We start from the raw sequence: 16,829 nt of genomic DNA, 5'->3' as shown, positions 1-16,829 counted from the left end.
AATCACAGCGCAATAAACTGATATTTTTATCGGTAAATTATCTGCTGCATTGGTACGATTAATGTATTCCTTTCTTTTTTCTGATAAATTGCTGAGTAAAGAAGGATTAAATCAGGTGCGCAATGAATATTAACTCACCGTTACTACGAAAATTTATTACCCTCGGCCGGGTTGATACCGATACCGTAAAAGCCAGGCAGCAAGACTTTGCGTCAACCGCAGAACTTATTTCTAAATGCGGAAAAATAGATAGCAACGATTTAGCTGAGCAATGTATTGATTTGTTTAGAGTGCCTTTTTTTGATTTAAAAGATTTTAATGTTGCACAAATTCCTGCCGAGCTAGTTAAAGAAAAGCTGATCCGTAAGCATCATATTTTACCTTTGGTACAAAAAGGCAGAAAAGTATATATTGCCGCTTCAGATCCTACCGATTACGGCGCTTTTGAAAACTTTGAATTTAGCACCGGTTTATCGTGTGAAGTGGTAGTGGTTGACTACCTACAGCTTGACCATAAAATTGAGCAACTACTGGATGCTGCAGGTAGCTTAAATTTAAGTGAGGATGAATTTAAAGAGTTTGCTGAACTAGATTCTGAGCCACAAAAAGATCATACGTCTAAAGACGATGACAAAGACGACGCCCCTATTATTGTCTACATTAATAAAATTTTAATGGACGCAATAAAAAAAGGCGCTTCAGACTTACACTTTGAACCTTATGAACATAAATACCGTATTCGCTTTCGTATCGACGGAATTTTGCATGAGGTAGCCAGCCCGCCAAATACCTTAGCCAGTAAGCTATCTGCCCGTATAAAAGTTATGTCGCGCCTTGATATCGCTGAAAAACGTAAGCCACAAGATGGCCGCATAAAACTCAAAGTGACAGAACGTAAAAGTATTGATTTTCGTGTTAGTACTATGCCCACTTTGTGGGGCGAAAAAATTGTAATGCGTATCCTCGATTCATCAAGTGCCATGTTAGGTATTGATGTTTTAGGCTATGAGCCCGAACAGAAAGAGCTCTACCTCGATGCACTAAATCAACCTCAGGGGATGATTTTAGTTACTGGCCCAACTGGCTCGGGTAAAACCGTATCCCTGTATACGGGCTTAAATATACTAAATCAGCCCGAGCGAAATATTAGTACCGCCGAAGATCCGGTAGAAATTAACCTCGAAGGGATTAACCAAGTACAAATAAACACTAAAGCCGACATGACCTTTGCTAACGCTTTGCGGGCATTTTTACGCCAAGATCCCGATGTAGTAATGGTCGGTGAAATACGTGATTTAGAAACTGCTGAAATATCTATTAAGGCGGCGCAAACCGGTCATTTAGTGTTATCTACATTACATACTAACTCAGCACCAGAAACGATTACTCGTTTGTTAAATATGGGCGTACCCGCGTATAATGTGGCCAGTTCAATCAGCTTGATAATCGCCCAGCGTTTAGCCCGAAGGTTATGCTCTAAATGTAAAACGCCAGAGCAATTACCGCGTGAAGAACTTATGCGCCAAGGCTTTAGTGAACAGCAAATACAGGATATGGTTTTATATGCCCCTAAAGGCTGTGAAAACTGTACAGATGGCTTCAAAGGCCGTGTTGGTATTTATGAAGTTATGAAAGTTACTCCAGAAATTGCACAAATTATTATGCGTGGGGGTAACTCACTAGAAATTGCCGAAGTATCACTTAAAGCAGGGTTTAATAACATACGCTTATCAGGTCTTCGAAAAGCAGCAGAGGGCGTTACCTCTCTGGCTGAGATAAACCGTGTTACTAGTTTTTAAATAAAGTGCTTAGTTGCTTAACGATAAATTGAGCGGCTAAGCTTATATCAATTTGAGAGTAAATTATGCCAACTATGGTTAACTGCCCAACCTGCAAAATAAAAGTAGAATGGTCAGCACAAAGTCCGCACCGCCCTTTTTGTTCAAAGCGTTGCCAACTTATTGACTTAGGTGAGTGGTCGTTTGAAAATAATAAAATTTCAGCACCCATCACCTCTGCAGATGAATTCAATCAAGACATGATTGAAGACATTGAAGCAATGATGGCAAAAAATGAAGATGACTTTTTTAAATAATCACTCGTGTAATATAAAAAAGCCAGCATTTAGCTGGCTTTTTGCTTTGCGTTAAAACGTTATGCTCTATGTTTACGGTGTTTTTTATTCATTCGCTGCTGTATTTTAGCTAACTTTTCTTTTTGCTCAGCGTTAAGCAATTGCATTACTTGATGCTGGGTTTTTAATTTAATTAACCCCAATTGCTGTTTCTTATCTTGGCGTGCGGTTAATAACTCTTTAGCTGCATTTTCGTCAAAATTTGGCGCTGACAATAATGCATCCATTTGTGCTTTATAGGCTTGACGCTGTGCCTTGCGCACGTCTTTGTCTTGGCTTCTTAGCGCTTTAATTTGCGTTTTTTGCGCTGTAAAAATCGCTTTTAGTTGTGTTTGTTGATCTTGCGTAAGTGCCAGCTTATCTACTGCTCGCTCAGAGAGTAAAAAGCGCGCTTGAGAGTGTTCTTGTTTATAGCCATCGCCTTTTGCAAATGCGCTGCCCGCACTGAGCGTTGCAGCTGTTAAGCCACATATAAGTACTAATTTTGATAGCGTGTTTACTTTAGTCATAATCATCACCTTTATATTGGGTTGGTTGTTGGCTGCTAACCAGTGTGTTCACTATAACTGGCTCAATGCAAAGTAACGCAAAGCAGTGTAAAGGTTATGTAAAGACTAACTATTGATACATTAAACGCGTAAAATAAAACCATAAACAGCGCGTAAGGCTTTATATATGAAACTATTAATGATTGATGATGATACCGGTTTATGCGAATTATTAAGCGAATACCTAAGTGCACAGGGCTTTAGCGTTCAAACCGCACATGATGGTCAACAAGGCTTAGAGCTTGCCTTGCAAAACGATTACGCGCTTATATTACTAGACGTTATGCTACCCTCTATAGATGGCTTTGAAGTGCTGAAGCAACTCAGGCAAAGTAAATTAACACCAGTGATTATGTTGACCGCTAAAGGAGAAGACTTTGACCGTATTTTTGGTTTAGAGCTCGGCGCTGACGACTACATACCAAAGCCGTTTAATCACAGAGAACTCCTTGCCCGCGTAAAAGCAATTACTCGCCGCATTGAACATATAAATAGTGTGAGCAATAACACTAATAAAAAGCTCTCTTTAAATGGTATTACTATTAATTTTGCTGCGCGAGAGGCCAGTATTAATAACAGCCCCCTCACACTAACGGGCACCGAATACGAAATACTCGCTTTATTGATAAAACACGCGCCAGATGTAATTAGCAAAGAGCAAATAAGCGAAGATGTATTAGGCAGACGCTTAGCGTCTTTCGACCGCTCTATAGATATGCATGTGAGTAATATTCGTAAAAAAATAGCCGAGCATATTGAGGGCGATAAAATTAAAACAATGAGGGGAACGGGTTATGTCTTCATCCAAGGAGAATAAACCCCTGCGTTTTAGTTGGCTTCGCCACCCACGGTATTATTTGTTTTTTAAGGTCTTTACGTGGTTTTGGCTGACGATTATAGGCACTTTTACAGCGCTCTTTTTCTTGAGTAATATTTCACTAATAAACGCCATTAGCCATGATCCACTACAAGGGCCGATGCAAAAAAACCTAGAATATTTGGCACGAGGTATCGAGCGTAGCGCACATAAACACAAGCGCTCTATTAATGACATTATTACTCATCCGCGTTTAACTAAACGTAAGTTACTTTATTTAAATTCACAAAATAGCGATGAAGTGTTGATCAGTAAAAATGTTGAGAACAATATTGATTTAAGCTTACTTAACTTTAGTAAGGGCATGTCGCCACAGGTTATTTTTACTGAATATTACCAAGCTTTTGGGCCTGTACGCATTCGGGTTCCTGAAGGGGAATTTGAGTTATATGAAATCGATATCAATCAGCAGCGACCACTCTTTATTCGCTTAAGGTTATTACCCGTTTGGTTAAAAATTTCCATTGCAATTATCGCCTCACTTACATTAAGTTTCTTATTTAGTCGTAACTTAATTGCCCCTATAAATAGCTTAAAACAAGCAGCAATCAAACTTTCAAACGGTGATTTAAGTGCGCGTGCGGCGATAAATAGTCAGCGAAAAGATGAACTTGGAGTTTTAGGACGCGACTTTAACCGTATGGCTGATCAACTTGAGCAGCTACTCAGCGCTCAAAAGCGTTTATTAGCCGATATATCCCATGAATTACGCTCTCCGCTAACCCGTTTAAAAATGGCTACGGGGTTGGCACAAATGCAGGCAAGTGAAGCAAGCCAATCGTATTTATTGCGTATTGAAAAAGAAGCTAATCAACTAGATAAAATGATAGCCGATGTATTGCAGGTATCGCGCTTAGAAGCTAATAGCCAACCTTTATCGCTGCAAACACAGTCGCTGCAAGTGATTGTTGACCATGTGATTAACGATGCTCAGTTTGAAGCAAAACAGCACAATAAAGCCCTAGTTGTACACGGTAATGTTGAAGTAAATATAGAGTGCGACGAAATGTTAATTGCCAGTGCCTTAGAGAACATTCTGCGCAACGCCATTAAATATGCACAACATACTATTAGTATTAGCTTAAAACACAGTGATACCATATACATACAAATATGTGATGATGGTCCAGGCGTCCCTAAAGCGCAACTTGATAAATTGTGTGAACCGTTTTTTAGGCAATCAGATGCACGCGACCGCATCAGCGGGGGTACGGGGTTAGGGTTAGCCATTGCAAAAAATGCGGTAATAGCGCATGGCGGAAATTTAGTCTTATCGAATAAAGAACAAGGTGGCTTGTGTGCTAATATAACCTTGCCGTTAATCAAAGAGTAAAGCATGTTTTATAGTTCAGAAGCCCAGCTTGAGAGTAATCAAGAGGCCATTAGTGTTTTTTATACTTCACATTTAACTAAAAGCTACTTAGATACACCTGCAGGAAAGTTATTTTACGCATACGCAATCCCTAACAATGCTACCACTGCAGTAGTGATAAGTACGGGGCGTGTTGAGGGCCTAGAAAAGTATAAAGAACTGATATGGGAGCTATACTGTAATAATTTTGCTGTGTTTATTATGGATCACCAAGGTCAGGGGTGCTCTTACAGACATCTTAAAAATAAGCATAAAGGCTTTGTAAAACATTATAATAACTACAGCAATGACCTTAATAACTTTGATCAGCAAATAGTTTCAAAGCATTGGCAAGGTAAAAAAGTCATGCTGGCTCATTCAATGGGTAGCGCGATAGCAGTTGATTATTTAGCTAATTTTGAAAACAGCTATAAAGGTGTGTTTTTGTCTGCGCCTATGTTTGATATTTTTACAAAAGACGTACCAAAAATACCAACGCAATTTATTGTTAACTTAGCCACTTGGCTTGGTTTACACTCTTGCTATGCATTTGGACAAGGCAACTACAACCCAATCCCATTTACAGAAAACGTACTTACTAGCAGCGAGGAGCGTTACACCTACTTTAGGCAAGCCTATCAATTAGAACCTAACATACAATTAGGTGGCGTTACGTTTGGCTGGCTCGCAGCTACGATATCATTCTTAAAGTCGATTGATAATCTAAACGTACCAATTCCATTGTTTATAGCAAGTGCAGCTAGCGATACAGTGGTTAATAACAAAGCGCAGTATAGTTTTGCAAAAAGGCATGCTCATGCAACAATCGAGAGTTTTGAAGATGCAAAACACGAGCTACTTTTTGAACGTGACGAAATTCGAAAGCCGCTATTAGCTAATTTTTATCAGTTTTGTGAGTCTGTTACTTCTTGAGCAGTTTTAGAATTCACTAAAACAGAAAGCGGATCGAGGTGGATGAGTATATCTACCTCAGATTCAAAACGAGCACTTATCATGGCTTCTACTTCATCTGCTACTTTATGGGCACGAATAAGTGGTAAATTGTCATCAAGCTCTAAATGCAGCTGAATAAACTTAACTTTACCGCCTTGTCGAGTGCGAATACCGTGCACCCCATAAACGTCATTATGGTTACGCGCTATTTCAAAAATGCTTTGCTTTTCTTCATCGGGCAGCTCTTTATCCATTAAGTGTGAGGCACTCTCTGTTGCTATATCCCAGCTGTTATAAAGTAAATACCCTGCCACACCTATCGCAAACAAAGGGTCAGCATACAGTACCCCATAATAGGCCAGCAAAATAGCAAGTAGCACCGCAGCGTTTAAAATTAAATCGCCTTTGTAGTGCACAGAATCGGCTTTTATAGCGATTGACTCTGTATGCTTCACGACTTTATTTTGCACAAATACAATCACTAATGTACACACTATGGCAAAAATACTGACCCAAACACCTAATAATGAATGTGTCAGCTCTACGGGGTTAATGAGTCGCTCAATACCGTGAAACGCCAATAAACAACCCGAGCCTGCAATAAAAGCTGCTTGTCCCAGCCCTGCAAGCGCCTCCGCTTTACCGTGACCAAATCGGTGGTCATCGTCAGCAGGACGCAGTGCATACGATAAAACCAAAAAGCTCATTAGTGTCGCTGTGATATCCATTAATGAGTCGGTTAATGAGCCAAGCATTGACGCCGAACCCGACGCCAGCCACGCCCATGCTTTGGTCGCAATCATTAGGCTAACCATGACCATGGTCACGATGCTAGAGGCCTTGACCCAAAATTCATAACTGCGATTATGCACGTATCTTTCCGTTTTATGCTGTATTTAATGTTTTCAGTATATCATTTTTTATTCATTGTTCGTGTATACTGAGCCCGTCAAATTAAAGATTTTATAGGGCTTATTGTGCTGGATATTGTTTTATACCAACCTGAAATTCCGCCTAACACCGGGAATATCATTCGTTTATGTGCCAATACAGGCTATGCACTGCATTTAATTGAACCGTTAGGGTTTGAGTGGGATGACAAACGTGTAAAACGCGCTGGCCTTGATTATCACGAATTTAGTCATGTGCAACGTCATGCTTCATTTGAAGCTTACTTAGAAAAGTGCCAGCCTAAAAAAGTGTATGCGTGCACCACTAAAGGTAGTCAGTTTCATCACCAAGCACAGTATGAAGCGGGTGATTGCTTAGTATTCGGCCCAGAAACCCGAGGCTTACCTGATGACATGATTCAAGCACTGCCAAACGAGCAACGCGTGCGTATTCCTATGCAAGCCGATAGCCGCAGTATGAATCTATCTAATGCGGTCGCTGTGTTTGTGTATGAATCTTGGCGCCAGCTTGGTTTTCCAAACGCCCAATAAGGTTTTAGGTTTTAGGTTTTAGGTAAACAAAATACCTGTCACCTAAAACCTAGCAGTTCGTTTTATTCTGACTTTTGTTCACGACCTAATAAGGCCATAGCAGCTGCTTTCATGTCTTTATTTTCATAAAGTACTTTGTATATTTGCTCAGTGATTGGCATTTCAACACCAGCACGCTGCGCGAGTAAATACACTTCTTTGGTATTTCTAAATCCCTCAACTACTTGGCCGATTGATGCAATCGCATCATCAACACTTTCACCTTGACCTAAGGCTAAACCAAAACGGCGATTGCGCGACTGATTATCGGTACAGGTTAGAATTAAATCGCCTAACCCAGCCATCCCCATAAAGGTCTCTGGCTTTGCACCTAGGGCACAACCTAAACGCGATAACTCTGCTAAACCACGGGTAATAAGCGCGGTACGTGCATTTGCACCAAAGCCAACACCATCAGAAATCCCTGCACCAATAGCAATTACGTTTTTAACCGCACCACCAAGCTGTATGCCAATAAAGTCGTCATTGTTGTACACTCTAAACGAGCGACCGCAATGTAATAAATCGGCAATTTGTTTCGCAAATGCTGATGACGTTGATGACACCGAAATAGCGGTTGGTGAGCCCTTAGCCATTTCTTTGGCAAAAGTTGGCCCCGAAAGCACCGCTAATGGTACTTCTTCACCGAGTTCTTGCACTGCCACTTCTTGCAATAAACGCCCAGTATCTGGCTCAAGTCCTTTAGTAGCCCACGCTACTTTTGCATCAGAGCGCAAAGCCGGTTTAATTTGCTTTAACGTGTCAGCAAACGCATGACTTGGCACAACAACTAAAACAATATCGCTAGCTGCTGTTGCATGCTGTAAATCGGCTTCAAGAGTTAAGGTGTCAGGAAAAGGAATATCAGGTAAGTAACGTTGATTTTTTCGCTCAGCTGCAAGCGTCGCAACGTCTTGGCTATTGCGCCCCCATAAAGTCACTTTGTGACCATTTCGGGCTAAACAAATAGCAAGGGCGGTGCCATATGACCCCGCCCCTAAAACAGTAACAGCTGATGTTGCTGTATTCATAAATTATGCGTCTGCTGAAGCCTGCTCAGCTTGCGCTGTGCGTTGCTGCATGTACTGTGCAAATAATGCGTCAAAGTTAACTGGCGCAAGATTAAGTTGTGGAAACGTACCACGGTTTACTAAGTTTGATACCGCTTCACGTGCATATGGGAATAACACGTTAGGACAGAATGCACCTAGCATGTGTGCTAATTGCATCTCTTCAACTTCAGCAATAGTAAAAATACCTGCTTGTTGAATTTCACACAAAAACGCAGTTTCTTCACCGATAGATGCTGTCACAGTTAATGCTAAAACAACTTCGTATACACCTTCATCAAGCTTATTAGAGCGTGTATCTAAATCTAATTTTACTTCTGGAGCCCACTCTTTTTGAAAAATAGCTGGTGAATTTGGCGTTTCAAACGACACATCTTTAGTGTAAATACGTTGAATAGTAAACTGTGCGCCTGCATCAGCTTCTGCTGCTGCATTTTGATTTTGTTCGTTCATTGTTATTCCTAACCTGTTATTTATTATAATTAATTAAATTAAGCACTCAGCTTAGCGTCAAGGTGACCTTGTGCTTCTAGTGCCATCATGTCGTCACAGCCACCGATGTGTTCATCGTTGATAAAAATTTGTGGAACCGTGCTTGCGCCACCGGCTTTGGCGATCATTTCATCGCGAAGCTCTGGCTGAACGCCAATATCAATGTTTGTGTATTCTACACCTTTGCTGTCTAACAGCGCTAATGCGCGATGACAAAAAGGACAATATCCTTTGGTGTATAAAACAACGTTACTCATAATTAATCCTTAATCGGTTTAGCTAAGAGATATTAGCGACCGCTTGTTGTTGGCAGACTTGCTGATTGCCACGCACCCATACCGCCAGATAAAACATAAACCTGTTCATAGCCTGCTTTATGCATTGCGGTTGCAACACCTGAGGCAGTCATGCCTGCAGCACATACCACTATAATGGGTTTGCTCTTATACTTTTCAAGGGTTGAGAAATCAGATTCTTTAGCTTTTTCTGGGTTTAAATGCACAGCACCGGCAATATGACCTGTTTTAAACTCTTTTTGCCCGCGCATATCAACAACCTGACCGTCTTCGCGGTTAATAAGTAACGTTAACTGCTGAGGATTGATCTGACGAATTGCTGAAAATTTACTTTTTATTGCGCCACTAACAATAAGAAACGCAATCGCAACCCAAGCTAGGCTTAGAATTGGATGATTTGAGACAAATTCAATATATTGATCCATTCGACTTCCACTATAAAGTTACATGCTAAAACAAGGTGTTTTAGATATTTAATTCATATTTATTGTACTTACACAATGAGCAGTCACTCATCAATAAGTCAATTTAGAGCACTGCTAGGCTACTCTGAGTTTTACCTACACATAGGCTTAACTTACCCCACAAGCCTATTCAATACTTGAATAAAATAGGGATTAGCCGCGCAAGTATACCCAAATCAGCTAAAAATGCGAGTTTAAGCACGCGTGAAAGCCACAATGTAGTGCTCTTTTAACTGAAAAATAACCTAACCCTTTAAAATATTCAATTGAGAGAGTGAACTCATTGAAAATTTTTAATATCTTCTTTTCATTGCTGATCCTAGCTATAAAACACGGTATGCTTAAGCTTGGCATGTTGGCATTAATGTTAGCGTGTATTTTAGCAACGCTAATTATTCAGGAGTGACTATGACAGAGCATAAAAAACCACTGGTATTAATGATTTTAGATGGCTGGGGATACAGAGAAGATGAGCAAAGTAATGCCATTTTAGCTGCTAATACCCCTGTGTTAGATGAGCTTTGGGCAACTCGCCCTCATACATTAATTTCAGCATCGGGTTTAGATGTGGGTCTTCCTGGTGGTCAAATGGGTAATTCTGAGGTTGGCCACGTTAATTTAGGTGCTGGTCGTATTGTGTATCAAGATTTTACTCGCATCACAAAAGCCATTGATGATGGCGAATTTGATACAACCCCTGCACTGGTTGAAAACATTGATAAAGCTGTTCATGCCAACAAAGCCGTTCATATTATGGGACTGCTAAGCCCTGGTGGCGTTCATAGTCACGAAGATCATATTGTGGCGAGTATACAATTGGCTGCAAAACGCGGCGCTAAAGAGGTGTACTTTCATGCCTTTTTAGATGGCAGAGATACTCCCCCACGCAGCGCTAAAGCATCAATTGAGCGTATTGAAGCCTTGTTTAGCGAACTTAAATGTGGCCGTTTAGCCTCATTAATTGGTCGTTACTATGCCATGGACAGAGACAACCGCTGGAACCGTGTTGAAAAAGCGTATAATTTAATCACCCTAGGTGAAAGCGACTTTGATTATGAAGATGGCGTAAACGCACTTAACGCGGCTTATGAGCGCGATGAAAATGACGAATTTGTAGCAGCAAGTACTATTACCCCGAAAGGTAGCGAATCAGTAAAAGTAAATGATGGCGACACCATTATATTTGCCAACTTTAGAGCAGACCGCGCACGCGAAATCACTCGCGCCTTTGTCGAACCTGATTTTGACGGCTTTAATAAGAAAAAATCGCCCGAGCTTAGTGCCTTTGTGATGATGACTGAATACGCTGCTGATATTGATGCGCCAGTGGCTTTTGGCCCAACGCCGCTTAATAACGTACTTGGCGAATGGTTTGAAAAACAAGGTAAAACTCAGCTACGTATATCTGAAACTGAAAAATATGCCCACGTTACCTTTTTCTTTAGTGGCGGACGCGAAAATGAGTTTGACGGCGAAACTCGCGAGCTGATCCCATCTCCTCAAGTAGCAACGTATGATTTACAGCCAGAAATGAACTCACAAATGCTTACCGATAAACTCGTTGCAGCAATAAAAAGTGGAAAGTATGATGCCATTATTTGTAACTACCCTAATGGCGATATGGTCGGCCACTCAGGTGTATTTGAAGCGGCAGTTAAAGCCTGTGAAGCAGTAGATAGCTGTATTGGTCGTGTAGTTGATGCCCTTAAAGAATATGGTGGAGAAGCACTAATAACTGCTGATCATGGTAATGCAGAGCAAATGGCAAACCTTAAAACAGGCCAAGCGCACACAGCACATACTAGCGAGCCAGTACCCTTTATTTATGTAGGTCGTGACGCACAAGCGCATACCGGTAAAGCCTTGAGCGATGTTGCACCTACTATGCTGCATTTAATGGGTTTGGAACAACCTGCAGAAATGACCGGTTCGCCAATTATGGTGTTGAAATAATTTATGAATAAAAGCGCATGCCGCATCATTGCGTGTATATGTGTACTAAACTCATTAGCCACTGGCGTTGCAGTGGCTAATGAAGATCGTACCAAAAAAGACCTATCCCAAGTACAAGTTGCTTTAGAGCAAAGCCAAGCTGAGTTTCAACAACAGCAAAAAGAAATAGCTAAACAGCAGCAAAAACTAAAAACACATGAGCTCGCTATAGCGAAAAACGCTAAAGCACTTAATATGGCTGAGCAATCCGTTAAAAAAACACAACAACAGCAAGCAGAGCAACAACAACGCGCGGCAAAGCTTGAAAAACAACAAGCCCAATTTCAACGTATTTTAGCAGCACAGTTAAAAAGTGCTTATATGGCAGGTAGCGATGACTATTCAAAAATGCTACTTAACCAAGAAGATACCGCCAAATTTGAACGCACACTTAGCTACTATAACTACCTGAATAAAGCTCGTATAAAGCAACTTGATGATCTTAAAGCACTGCAAGTTGAGATTGCAAAAAATCAAGCTGAGCTTGCGAAAACAAAAGAGAGGCTCGTTGCTTTATTTGAAGAACAAAAAAGACGACAAGCAGCACTTCTTGGGGCTAAAAATGAGCGCCAAGCAAGCTTACAAAACCTAAAAAAGCAGTTAAATAAAACCAAAAATTCCATTAGCTATTTAGAAGAAAACGAACAAACTCTGATCGCCACTATCAAAGAACTTGAAGAAGAAGAAAAAGTTACAAAAATTGAACTACTTGGCTTAAATCGTAATAAAGGAAAATTAAACTGGCCGAGCAAAGGAAAATTAGCGCATAGGTTTGGTCAACGTAAGCACGGCGGAATAAACTGGAAAGGTGTATTAATTTCTGCATCTGAAGGGACTTCAGTTAATAGCATTGATAATGGCCAAGTAGTATTTGCCGACTGGTTAAAAGGCTATGGCTGGGTAATCGTACTTGACCATGGTCAAGGTTTTATGAGCTTATACGGACACGCACAAACCTTGCTAAAAGACGTGGGTGATATGGTCAGAGAAGGTGAAAGTGTTGCATTAGTTGGGCAAAGTGGTGGACAAGCCGATTCTGGTCTATACTTTGAAATACGTCATAAAGGACGTGCTGTTAATCCCATAAAATGGTGCAGGCGTATTTAATATCAAAATAGCTGCATCCTGTTAGAGGCAGTTATGATAAACACACACATTTGCCAACAAAAAACCTCTGTGAAAAAGCGTGCACCCTGCTTTTGTTTTATCTTATTTGTTTTATTAGTGTTTTTTGGCTTTATAAATACAGCCTATGCAAGCTCGGTTAAAGACTTAGAAAGCCAAAAAATAAATGAAATACTGTTTAATATTCACACCTACTACGTTGATGATTTAGCACTGCAAAACAGTGAGTATATTGAATACAACTCGTCTCAATTTGAACGCTTATACTCTAAGCTCGACGCCTACTCTAAGTATTTAGATAAAAATGAGCTAAATGCATTATTTAATAACACGAATGGTCGCTATACTGGCCTAGGTATAGAAGTAAAAAGCATCGAGCAACGCACCACGATTGTTAAAGTAATTAATAATTCACCAGCCAAACAAGCAGGACTTCGCTCAGGCGATATAATTACTGCCGTTAATCAGCACTATGTAGAAAATAGTCCGATTGATTTAGTTGCACAATACATCAAAGACAGTGCTAACGGTAAAGTACAGCTAAGTATTACCCGTAATAACACTCAAACACCGCTAATATTTAATCTCAGTAGAAAACAAATTAAGCTAACGAGTGTAACTAAGCAACTACTTGACTCAGGTAGCGGTTATATCGCTATTAATAACTTTTCTAATCACACTTTGCATGAAGTTGCCTTGCAAATAGCCGCCATGCAAAACCATTATGGCCATTCATTAAAAGGCCTAATTATTGATTTACGAGATAACCCGGGAGGCACTTTAAAGAGTGCAGTTGCGGTAGCAGACCTGTTTCTTCAAGATGGCTTAATTGTAACGACCAAAGGGCGCTTTTATGATTCGAACCAATCTTTTTACGCTAAACGCGGCGATATTTTGAAAGGTGCTCCGATTGTTGTCCTGATTAATGAAAATTCAGCCTCAGCAGCAGAAATACTGGCTGCAGCGTTAAAAGAAAATCTACGTGCAAAAATAGTAGGGAGTCAGTCGTTTGGTAAAGGAACAGTGCAATCACTTATTCCATTAGGCGACGGCGATACCGCCTTAAAACTAACCACCGCACGTTACTTTACGCCACTGGGAGAGTCTATTGAAGGGATTGGCGTAACTCCAAATGTGGCGATTAATCAAACAACACTTCCACAAACAAATAAAGCCGTTATAATAAAAAATGAACAATTAGAACAAAACACCGTTTTTAACGCTGAAGAATTAGCCGATATCCAGTTAGTAAAAGCAAAACAGCTACTTAGCATGCAATAAAAACGGTAAACTATTTAAAGATAATAAAAATTATAAAACGTGAAAATTATAAATTTAATGGTGTTAGCTGGGCTTTTTTTAATCCTATTTGCTACACCCTATGGTGTTAAAGCCAAACAAATAGCCATAGTGATCGATGACATAGGTTATCATCAACGTGACCTAGAATTCCTAAGTTTACCTGGGCAATTGTCTTATTCAATTTTGCCTCATACTCCCTATTCTCAAATATTTGCAACCCTTGCTAGTCAGTCAAATAAAGAGCTTCTGTTGCATGTGCCTATGCAAGCTTTAAATGGCAAAAAGCTAGGCCCTGGGGCGCTTACTTTAAATATGGATAAAGCACAACTTCAACAAACACTCGGTAATGCACTGGCGAGTTTGCCACAAGTGAAAGGGGTTAATAATCATATGGGTTCTGCACTCACTCAGCAAAGCCAAGCAATGAAGTGGACCATGGAAGTACTTAAAAAGCGTCAGTTGTATTTTCTAGATAGCCGAACAACCGAATTAAGCCAGGCGCAAAATGCAGCTAACTTTTTGGGGGTAGAAAATATTGGTCGGCATGTATTTTTAGATAATATAACTACCCCTGAGCAGCTACAATTTAGGCTGGAAGAGCTAAAGTCAAAAGCAACTAAATATCAGTTTGCCATTGCAATAGCACACCCCTACCCCGAAACTATCGATTTTTTACGCCAAGCTTTGCCGCAATTAATCGAGCAAGGATTTGAACTGGTACCAGTATCACAGCTGGTAGAACGTAAGTATGTACAAATAGCCCAACAACAAGCCATTTCATTAAACTGATGGAGTAAGCGAACGCCTTACCCCAACAGTTAATTTAACTCAATTATAAGTATGGTATTTATAAAACAAATGTCGCTACCTTGGCATTTAGATCTGTAGCTCTGTCTTTTAATACTTCGGCTTGGCTTAAATGCGCGGTAGCTGAGGTAGTTATTTCATCGGTTACATCTTTAATAGCAACCGTATTTCTAGTAATTTCATTGGTCACTTGCGTTTGCTCTTCTGCTGCAACCGCTATTTGACCCGCCATATCAGAAATCTCATTTACCGCCAAAGTAATTTCTTCTAGTGCGTGTGCGGCAGCATTTACATCATCCACACTATTGTTGGCATAGCCCTTACTGCTGCCCATCAAGCTCACTGCTTTTTTAGTGGTGTTTTGTAAGGTTTCTATAGTGGTATAAATTTCGGCTGTAGAGTTTTGTGTTCTTCTTGAGAGCACGCGCACCTCATCTGCAACCACAGCAAAACCACGCCCCTGCTCTCCCGCACGGGCGGCCTCTATTGCAGCATTAAGCGCTAAGAGATTTGTTTGCTCAGCAATTTCTTGAATGGTAGTTAAAATGCTCGATATAGCCTGAGCATGCAAACTTAATTCACCAATAACTGTGGTAGTTTGGTCTATTTCGCCCGCGAGTGAATTAATCGTGTTTCTGGTTTTATCAACTAACAGCTTACCTTCACGGCTACTTTGTGCCGATTGTTGCGATGCGGTTGCAGTGTTTTCTGCATTAGCGGCAATTTCATGGGTTGCACTCGCCATTTCTGTGACCGCGGTAGCAACCATAGCCACTTCTTGTTGCTGACGCTGCAACTCACTGACACTGCTTTGGTTGGTGATTAAGCTTTTCTCTGCATCAAAGTCTAAGTCAGTAGCTAATTGACGAATATGACTGATCAGTTCATGTTGGCTGCTAACAAAACGATTAAAACTATCAGCCAGAACCCCAACTTCATCTTGCGTATCAACAGTTATACGCTGGGTTAAATCACCGTTACCATCTGCAATTGTTGATAAAGCTTGCGACACTCGGCTCAAAGGGGCGAGCAATACACCCAATAACCATGAAATAGCCAACACACTCAGTAAAAGTGCTACTGTAACCAGCACTAATTGGGTCAACAATAAACTAATAAGCGGAGCCTCTAAAGTTTGTTTATCCAATACAAACAACAACTGCCAATCTGTATTGTTAATGTTTTCACCCCAAACTAGCTTATCTCGGCCTTCACTCTCAAAGTAAACAGGAGTATATTCACCGTTTTGACTGTTAGATAAAATTAATTGATGATTTATTTTCGAGTCAATACGCGTAATATCTGCCATTACTTTTCTAGCGTCTTTGTAGGCAATCACAGTGCCATCTTTATGCATCATAATGGCGTACCCATCCGCAGGCAAAGACATTGTATTGACGCTATCAACCAAGGCCTCAATCGATAAATCCCCCGCAACCACTCCGCTTTGCGTGGTTTTAGCAATAGAAACAACCAACAGATTATACGCGGTATCTAAATAAGGTTTGGTAATTACGGTGCTACTTTGAAGCAGTGCTTGTTTATACCATGGACGAGTGCGCGGATCGTAGCCGGTGCGATCAATACTGGGATCAGAGTCAGTCATTTTTCCGCTGCTATCTCCAAAGTAAGTTAACTGAAAGCCACCTGAAAATGCTGCTTGCTGAAGTGCGCTGAGCGTGTTGCCCTCAACCTTATTCGCAACCGATTTAATTATCTGCTGACGACTAGCTAGCCAATCTTCAATACTCGTAGCCTGTTGCTTACCAGATTGGCTTACGTTATCAATACTGCTTTTTAGCAGTAACGCTTTTTGAGAGGTATAGCTATTCCACGACAGCAATATAATAATAACGGCTAGGGCAAGAACGACCGATAGCAAGATTTTTTTCTTTAGTGAATATGAGTTCATATTGAGTGTAAATACTCGCGTTAA

Annotated in this window: 17 protein-coding genes; 10 read left to right on the top strand and 7 right to left on the bottom strand. The window is 40.6% G+C overall.

Annotated features, from left to right (window positions below; translation table 11 throughout):
* The first annotated feature begins 122 nt into the window (after positions 1-122).
* A complete protein-coding gene (gene pilB / locus PUND_RS04180; RefSeq protein ID WP_010391856.1) occupies positions 123-1,799 on the top strand; it encodes a type IV-A pilus assembly ATPase PilB in 1,677 nt (558 codons plus the stop codon).
* A gap of 65 nt (positions 1,800-1,864) precedes the next feature.
* Entirely contained in the window at positions 1,865-2,095 is a 231-nt protein-coding gene (gene yacG, locus PUND_RS04175) for a DNA gyrase inhibitor YacG (RefSeq protein WP_010391853.1), read from the top strand.
* Between the two features lie 59 nt (positions 2,096-2,154).
* On the opposite strand, the gene PUND_RS04170 is transcribed toward yacG, so the two are convergent.
* Complete coding sequence (locus tag PUND_RS04170; RefSeq protein ID WP_010391851.1) at positions 2,155-2,643, bottom strand: Spy/CpxP family protein refolding chaperone; 489 nt, start codon at positions 2,641-2,643, stop codon at positions 2,155-2,157.
* A gap of 166 nt (positions 2,644-2,809) precedes the next feature.
* Here PUND_RS04170 and PUND_RS04165 point away from each other — a divergent pair, with 166 nt between their 5' ends.
* Genes PUND_RS04165 through PUND_RS04155 form a run of 3 tightly spaced genes read left to right on the top strand, consistent with a single transcriptional unit; the run spans position 2,810 to position 5,843 of the window.
* Positions 2,810-3,499 (top strand): response regulator, encoded by a 690-nt coding sequence (locus PUND_RS04165; RefSeq protein WP_010391849.1) that lies wholly within the window; start codon positions 2,810-2,812, stop codon positions 3,497-3,499.
* Positions 3,477-4,892 (top strand): ATP-binding protein, encoded by a 1,416-nt coding sequence (locus PUND_RS04160; RefSeq protein WP_041709613.1) that lies wholly within the window; start codon positions 3,477-3,479, stop codon positions 4,890-4,892. Before PUND_RS04165 ends, PUND_RS04160 begins: the two co-directional genes overlap by 23 nt.
* Before the next feature lie 3 nt (positions 4,893-4,895).
* Positions 4,896-5,843 carry an alpha/beta fold hydrolase gene (locus PUND_RS04155; RefSeq protein ID WP_010391845.1) on the top strand — a complete coding sequence of 316 codons (948 nt, stop codon included), beginning with the start codon at positions 4,896-4,898 and terminating at the stop codon, positions 5,841-5,843.
* Here the strand turns inward: PUND_RS04155 and PUND_RS04150 are convergent.
* The gene (locus PUND_RS04150; RefSeq protein WP_476704311.1) at positions 5,816-6,736 is read right to left on the bottom strand and encodes a cation diffusion facilitator family transporter; all 921 of its coding nucleotides are present in this window, start codon (positions 6,734-6,736) and stop codon (positions 5,816-5,818) included. The two genes, PUND_RS04155 and PUND_RS04150, sit on opposite strands and share 28 nt — an antisense overlap.
* A 105-nt stretch (positions 6,737-6,841) precedes the next feature.
* On the opposite strand from PUND_RS04150, the gene trmL reads away from it, so the two are divergent.
* On the top strand, positions 6,842-7,306 hold the full coding sequence (gene trmL, locus PUND_RS04145) for a tRNA (uridine(34)/cytosine(34)/5-carboxymethylaminomethyluridine(34)-2'-O)-methyltransferase TrmL (RefSeq protein ID WP_010391841.1): 465 nt from the start codon (positions 6,842-6,844) through the stop codon (positions 7,304-7,306).
* A gap of 62 nt (positions 7,307-7,368) precedes the next feature.
* On the opposite strand, the gene gpsA is transcribed toward trmL, so the two are convergent.
* The 4 genes from gpsA to PUND_RS04125 are packed head-to-tail and all read right to left on the bottom strand — an operon-like array spanning position 7,369 to position 9,628.
* A complete protein-coding gene (gpsA, locus tag PUND_RS04140; protein ID WP_010391838.1) occupies positions 7,369-8,376 on the bottom strand; it encodes an NAD(P)H-dependent glycerol-3-phosphate dehydrogenase in 1,008 nt (335 codons plus the stop codon).
* A 3-nt stretch (positions 8,377-8,379) separates the two neighbouring features.
* Positions 8,380-8,868: a protein-export chaperone SecB gene (secB, locus tag PUND_RS04135; RefSeq protein WP_010391837.1), complete on the bottom strand. Its 489-nt coding sequence runs from the start codon at positions 8,866-8,868 to the stop codon at positions 8,380-8,382.
* Positions 8,869-8,906: 38 nt separating this feature from the next.
* Positions 8,907-9,164: a glutaredoxin 3 gene (grxC, locus tag PUND_RS04130; protein ID WP_010391834.1), complete on the bottom strand. Its 258-nt coding sequence runs from the start codon at positions 9,162-9,164 to the stop codon at positions 8,907-8,909.
* Positions 9,165-9,196: 32 nt separating this feature from the next.
* Complete coding sequence (locus tag PUND_RS04125; RefSeq protein ID WP_010391832.1) at positions 9,197-9,628, bottom strand: rhodanese-like domain-containing protein; 432 nt, start codon at positions 9,626-9,628, stop codon at positions 9,197-9,199.
* A 447-nt stretch (positions 9,629-10,075) separates the two neighbouring features.
* Here PUND_RS04125 and gpmM point away from each other — a divergent pair, with 447 nt between their 5' ends.
* Genes gpmM through PUND_RS04105 form a run of 4 tightly spaced genes read left to right on the top strand, consistent with a single transcriptional unit; the run spans position 10,076 to position 14,875 of the window.
* Positions 10,076-11,620 carry a 2,3-bisphosphoglycerate-independent phosphoglycerate mutase gene (gene gpmM / locus PUND_RS04120; protein WP_010391829.1) on the top strand — a complete coding sequence of 515 codons (1,545 nt, stop codon included), beginning with the start codon at positions 10,076-10,078 and terminating at the stop codon, positions 11,618-11,620.
* A gap of 3 nt (positions 11,621-11,623) precedes the next feature.
* Positions 11,624-12,766 (top strand): murein hydrolase activator EnvC family protein, encoded by a 1,143-nt coding sequence (locus PUND_RS04115; protein ID WP_010391825.1) that lies wholly within the window; start codon positions 11,624-11,626, stop codon positions 12,764-12,766.
* Positions 12,767-12,799: 33 nt separating this feature from the next.
* Positions 12,800-14,065 (top strand): S41 family peptidase, encoded by a 1,266-nt coding sequence (locus PUND_RS04110; RefSeq protein ID WP_010391823.1) that lies wholly within the window; start codon positions 12,800-12,802, stop codon positions 14,063-14,065.
* 57 nt (positions 14,066-14,122) lie between these two features.
* Positions 14,123-14,875 (top strand): divergent polysaccharide deacetylase family protein, encoded by a 753-nt coding sequence (locus tag PUND_RS04105; protein ID WP_041709615.1) that lies wholly within the window; start codon positions 14,123-14,125, stop codon positions 14,873-14,875.
* Positions 14,876-14,933: 58 nt separating this feature from the next.
* Here PUND_RS04105 and PUND_RS04100 read toward each other — a convergent pair whose 3' ends face one another.
* Positions 14,934-16,805 (bottom strand): methyl-accepting chemotaxis protein, encoded by a 1,872-nt coding sequence (locus PUND_RS04100; protein WP_010391820.1) that lies wholly within the window; start codon positions 16,803-16,805, stop codon positions 14,934-14,936.
* Positions 16,806-16,829 lie beyond the last annotated feature (24 nt).

Source organism: Pseudoalteromonas undina (assembly GCF_000238275.3).
GTDB classification, from domain to species: Bacteria; Pseudomonadota; Gammaproteobacteria; order Enterobacterales; family Alteromonadaceae; genus Pseudoalteromonas; species Pseudoalteromonas undina.
This window is presented reverse-complemented; position numbering and strand designations above follow the sequence as displayed.

Bases quoted from the DNA above. Each gene is read 5' to 3' on its own strand.
- PUND_RS04110 (WP_010391823.1), top strand. From the start codon at position 12,800: ATGATAAACACACACATTTGCCAACAAAAAACCTCTGTGAAAAAGCGT.
- PUND_RS04170 (WP_010391851.1), bottom strand. From the start codon at position 2,643: ATGACTAAAGTAAACACGCTATCAAAATTAGTACTTATATGTGGCTTA.
- PUND_RS04125 (WP_010391832.1), bottom strand. From the start codon at position 9,628: ATGGATCAATATATTGAATTTGTCTCAAATCATCCAATTCTAAGCCTA.
- secB (WP_010391837.1), bottom strand. From the start codon at position 8,868: ATGAACGAACAAAATCAAAATGCAGCAGCAGAAGCTGATGCAGGCGCA.
- PUND_RS04165 (WP_010391849.1), top strand. From the start codon at position 2,810: ATGAAACTATTAATGATTGATGATGATACCGGTTTATGCGAATTATTA.
- PUND_RS04115 (WP_010391825.1), top strand. From the start codon at position 11,624: ATGAATAAAAGCGCATGCCGCATCATTGCGTGTATATGTGTACTAAAC.
- PUND_RS04160 (WP_041709613.1), top strand. From the start codon at position 3,477: ATGTCTTCATCCAAGGAGAATAAACCCCTGCGTTTTAGTTGGCTTCGC.
- PUND_RS04155 (WP_010391845.1), top strand. From the start codon at position 4,896: ATGTTTTATAGTTCAGAAGCCCAGCTTGAGAGTAATCAAGAGGCCATT.
- yacG (WP_010391853.1), top strand. From the start codon at position 1,865: ATGCCAACTATGGTTAACTGCCCAACCTGCAAAATAAAAGTAGAATGG.
- gpmM (WP_010391829.1), top strand. From the start codon at position 10,076: ATGACAGAGCATAAAAAACCACTGGTATTAATGATTTTAGATGGCTGG.
- PUND_RS04100 (WP_010391820.1), bottom strand. From the start codon at position 16,805: ATGAACTCATATTCACTAAAGAAAAAAATCTTGCTATCGGTCGTTCTT.
- gpsA (WP_010391838.1), bottom strand. From the start codon at position 8,376: ATGAATACAGCAACATCAGCTGTTACTGTTTTAGGGGCGGGGTCATAT.
- grxC (WP_010391834.1), bottom strand. From the start codon at position 9,164: ATGAGTAACGTTGTTTTATACACCAAAGGATATTGTCCTTTTTGTCAT.
- PUND_RS04105 (WP_041709615.1), top strand. From the start codon at position 14,123: ATGGTGTTAGCTGGGCTTTTTTTAATCCTATTTGCTACACCCTATGGT.
- pilB (WP_010391856.1), top strand. From the start codon at position 123: ATGAATATTAACTCACCGTTACTACGAAAATTTATTACCCTCGGCCGG.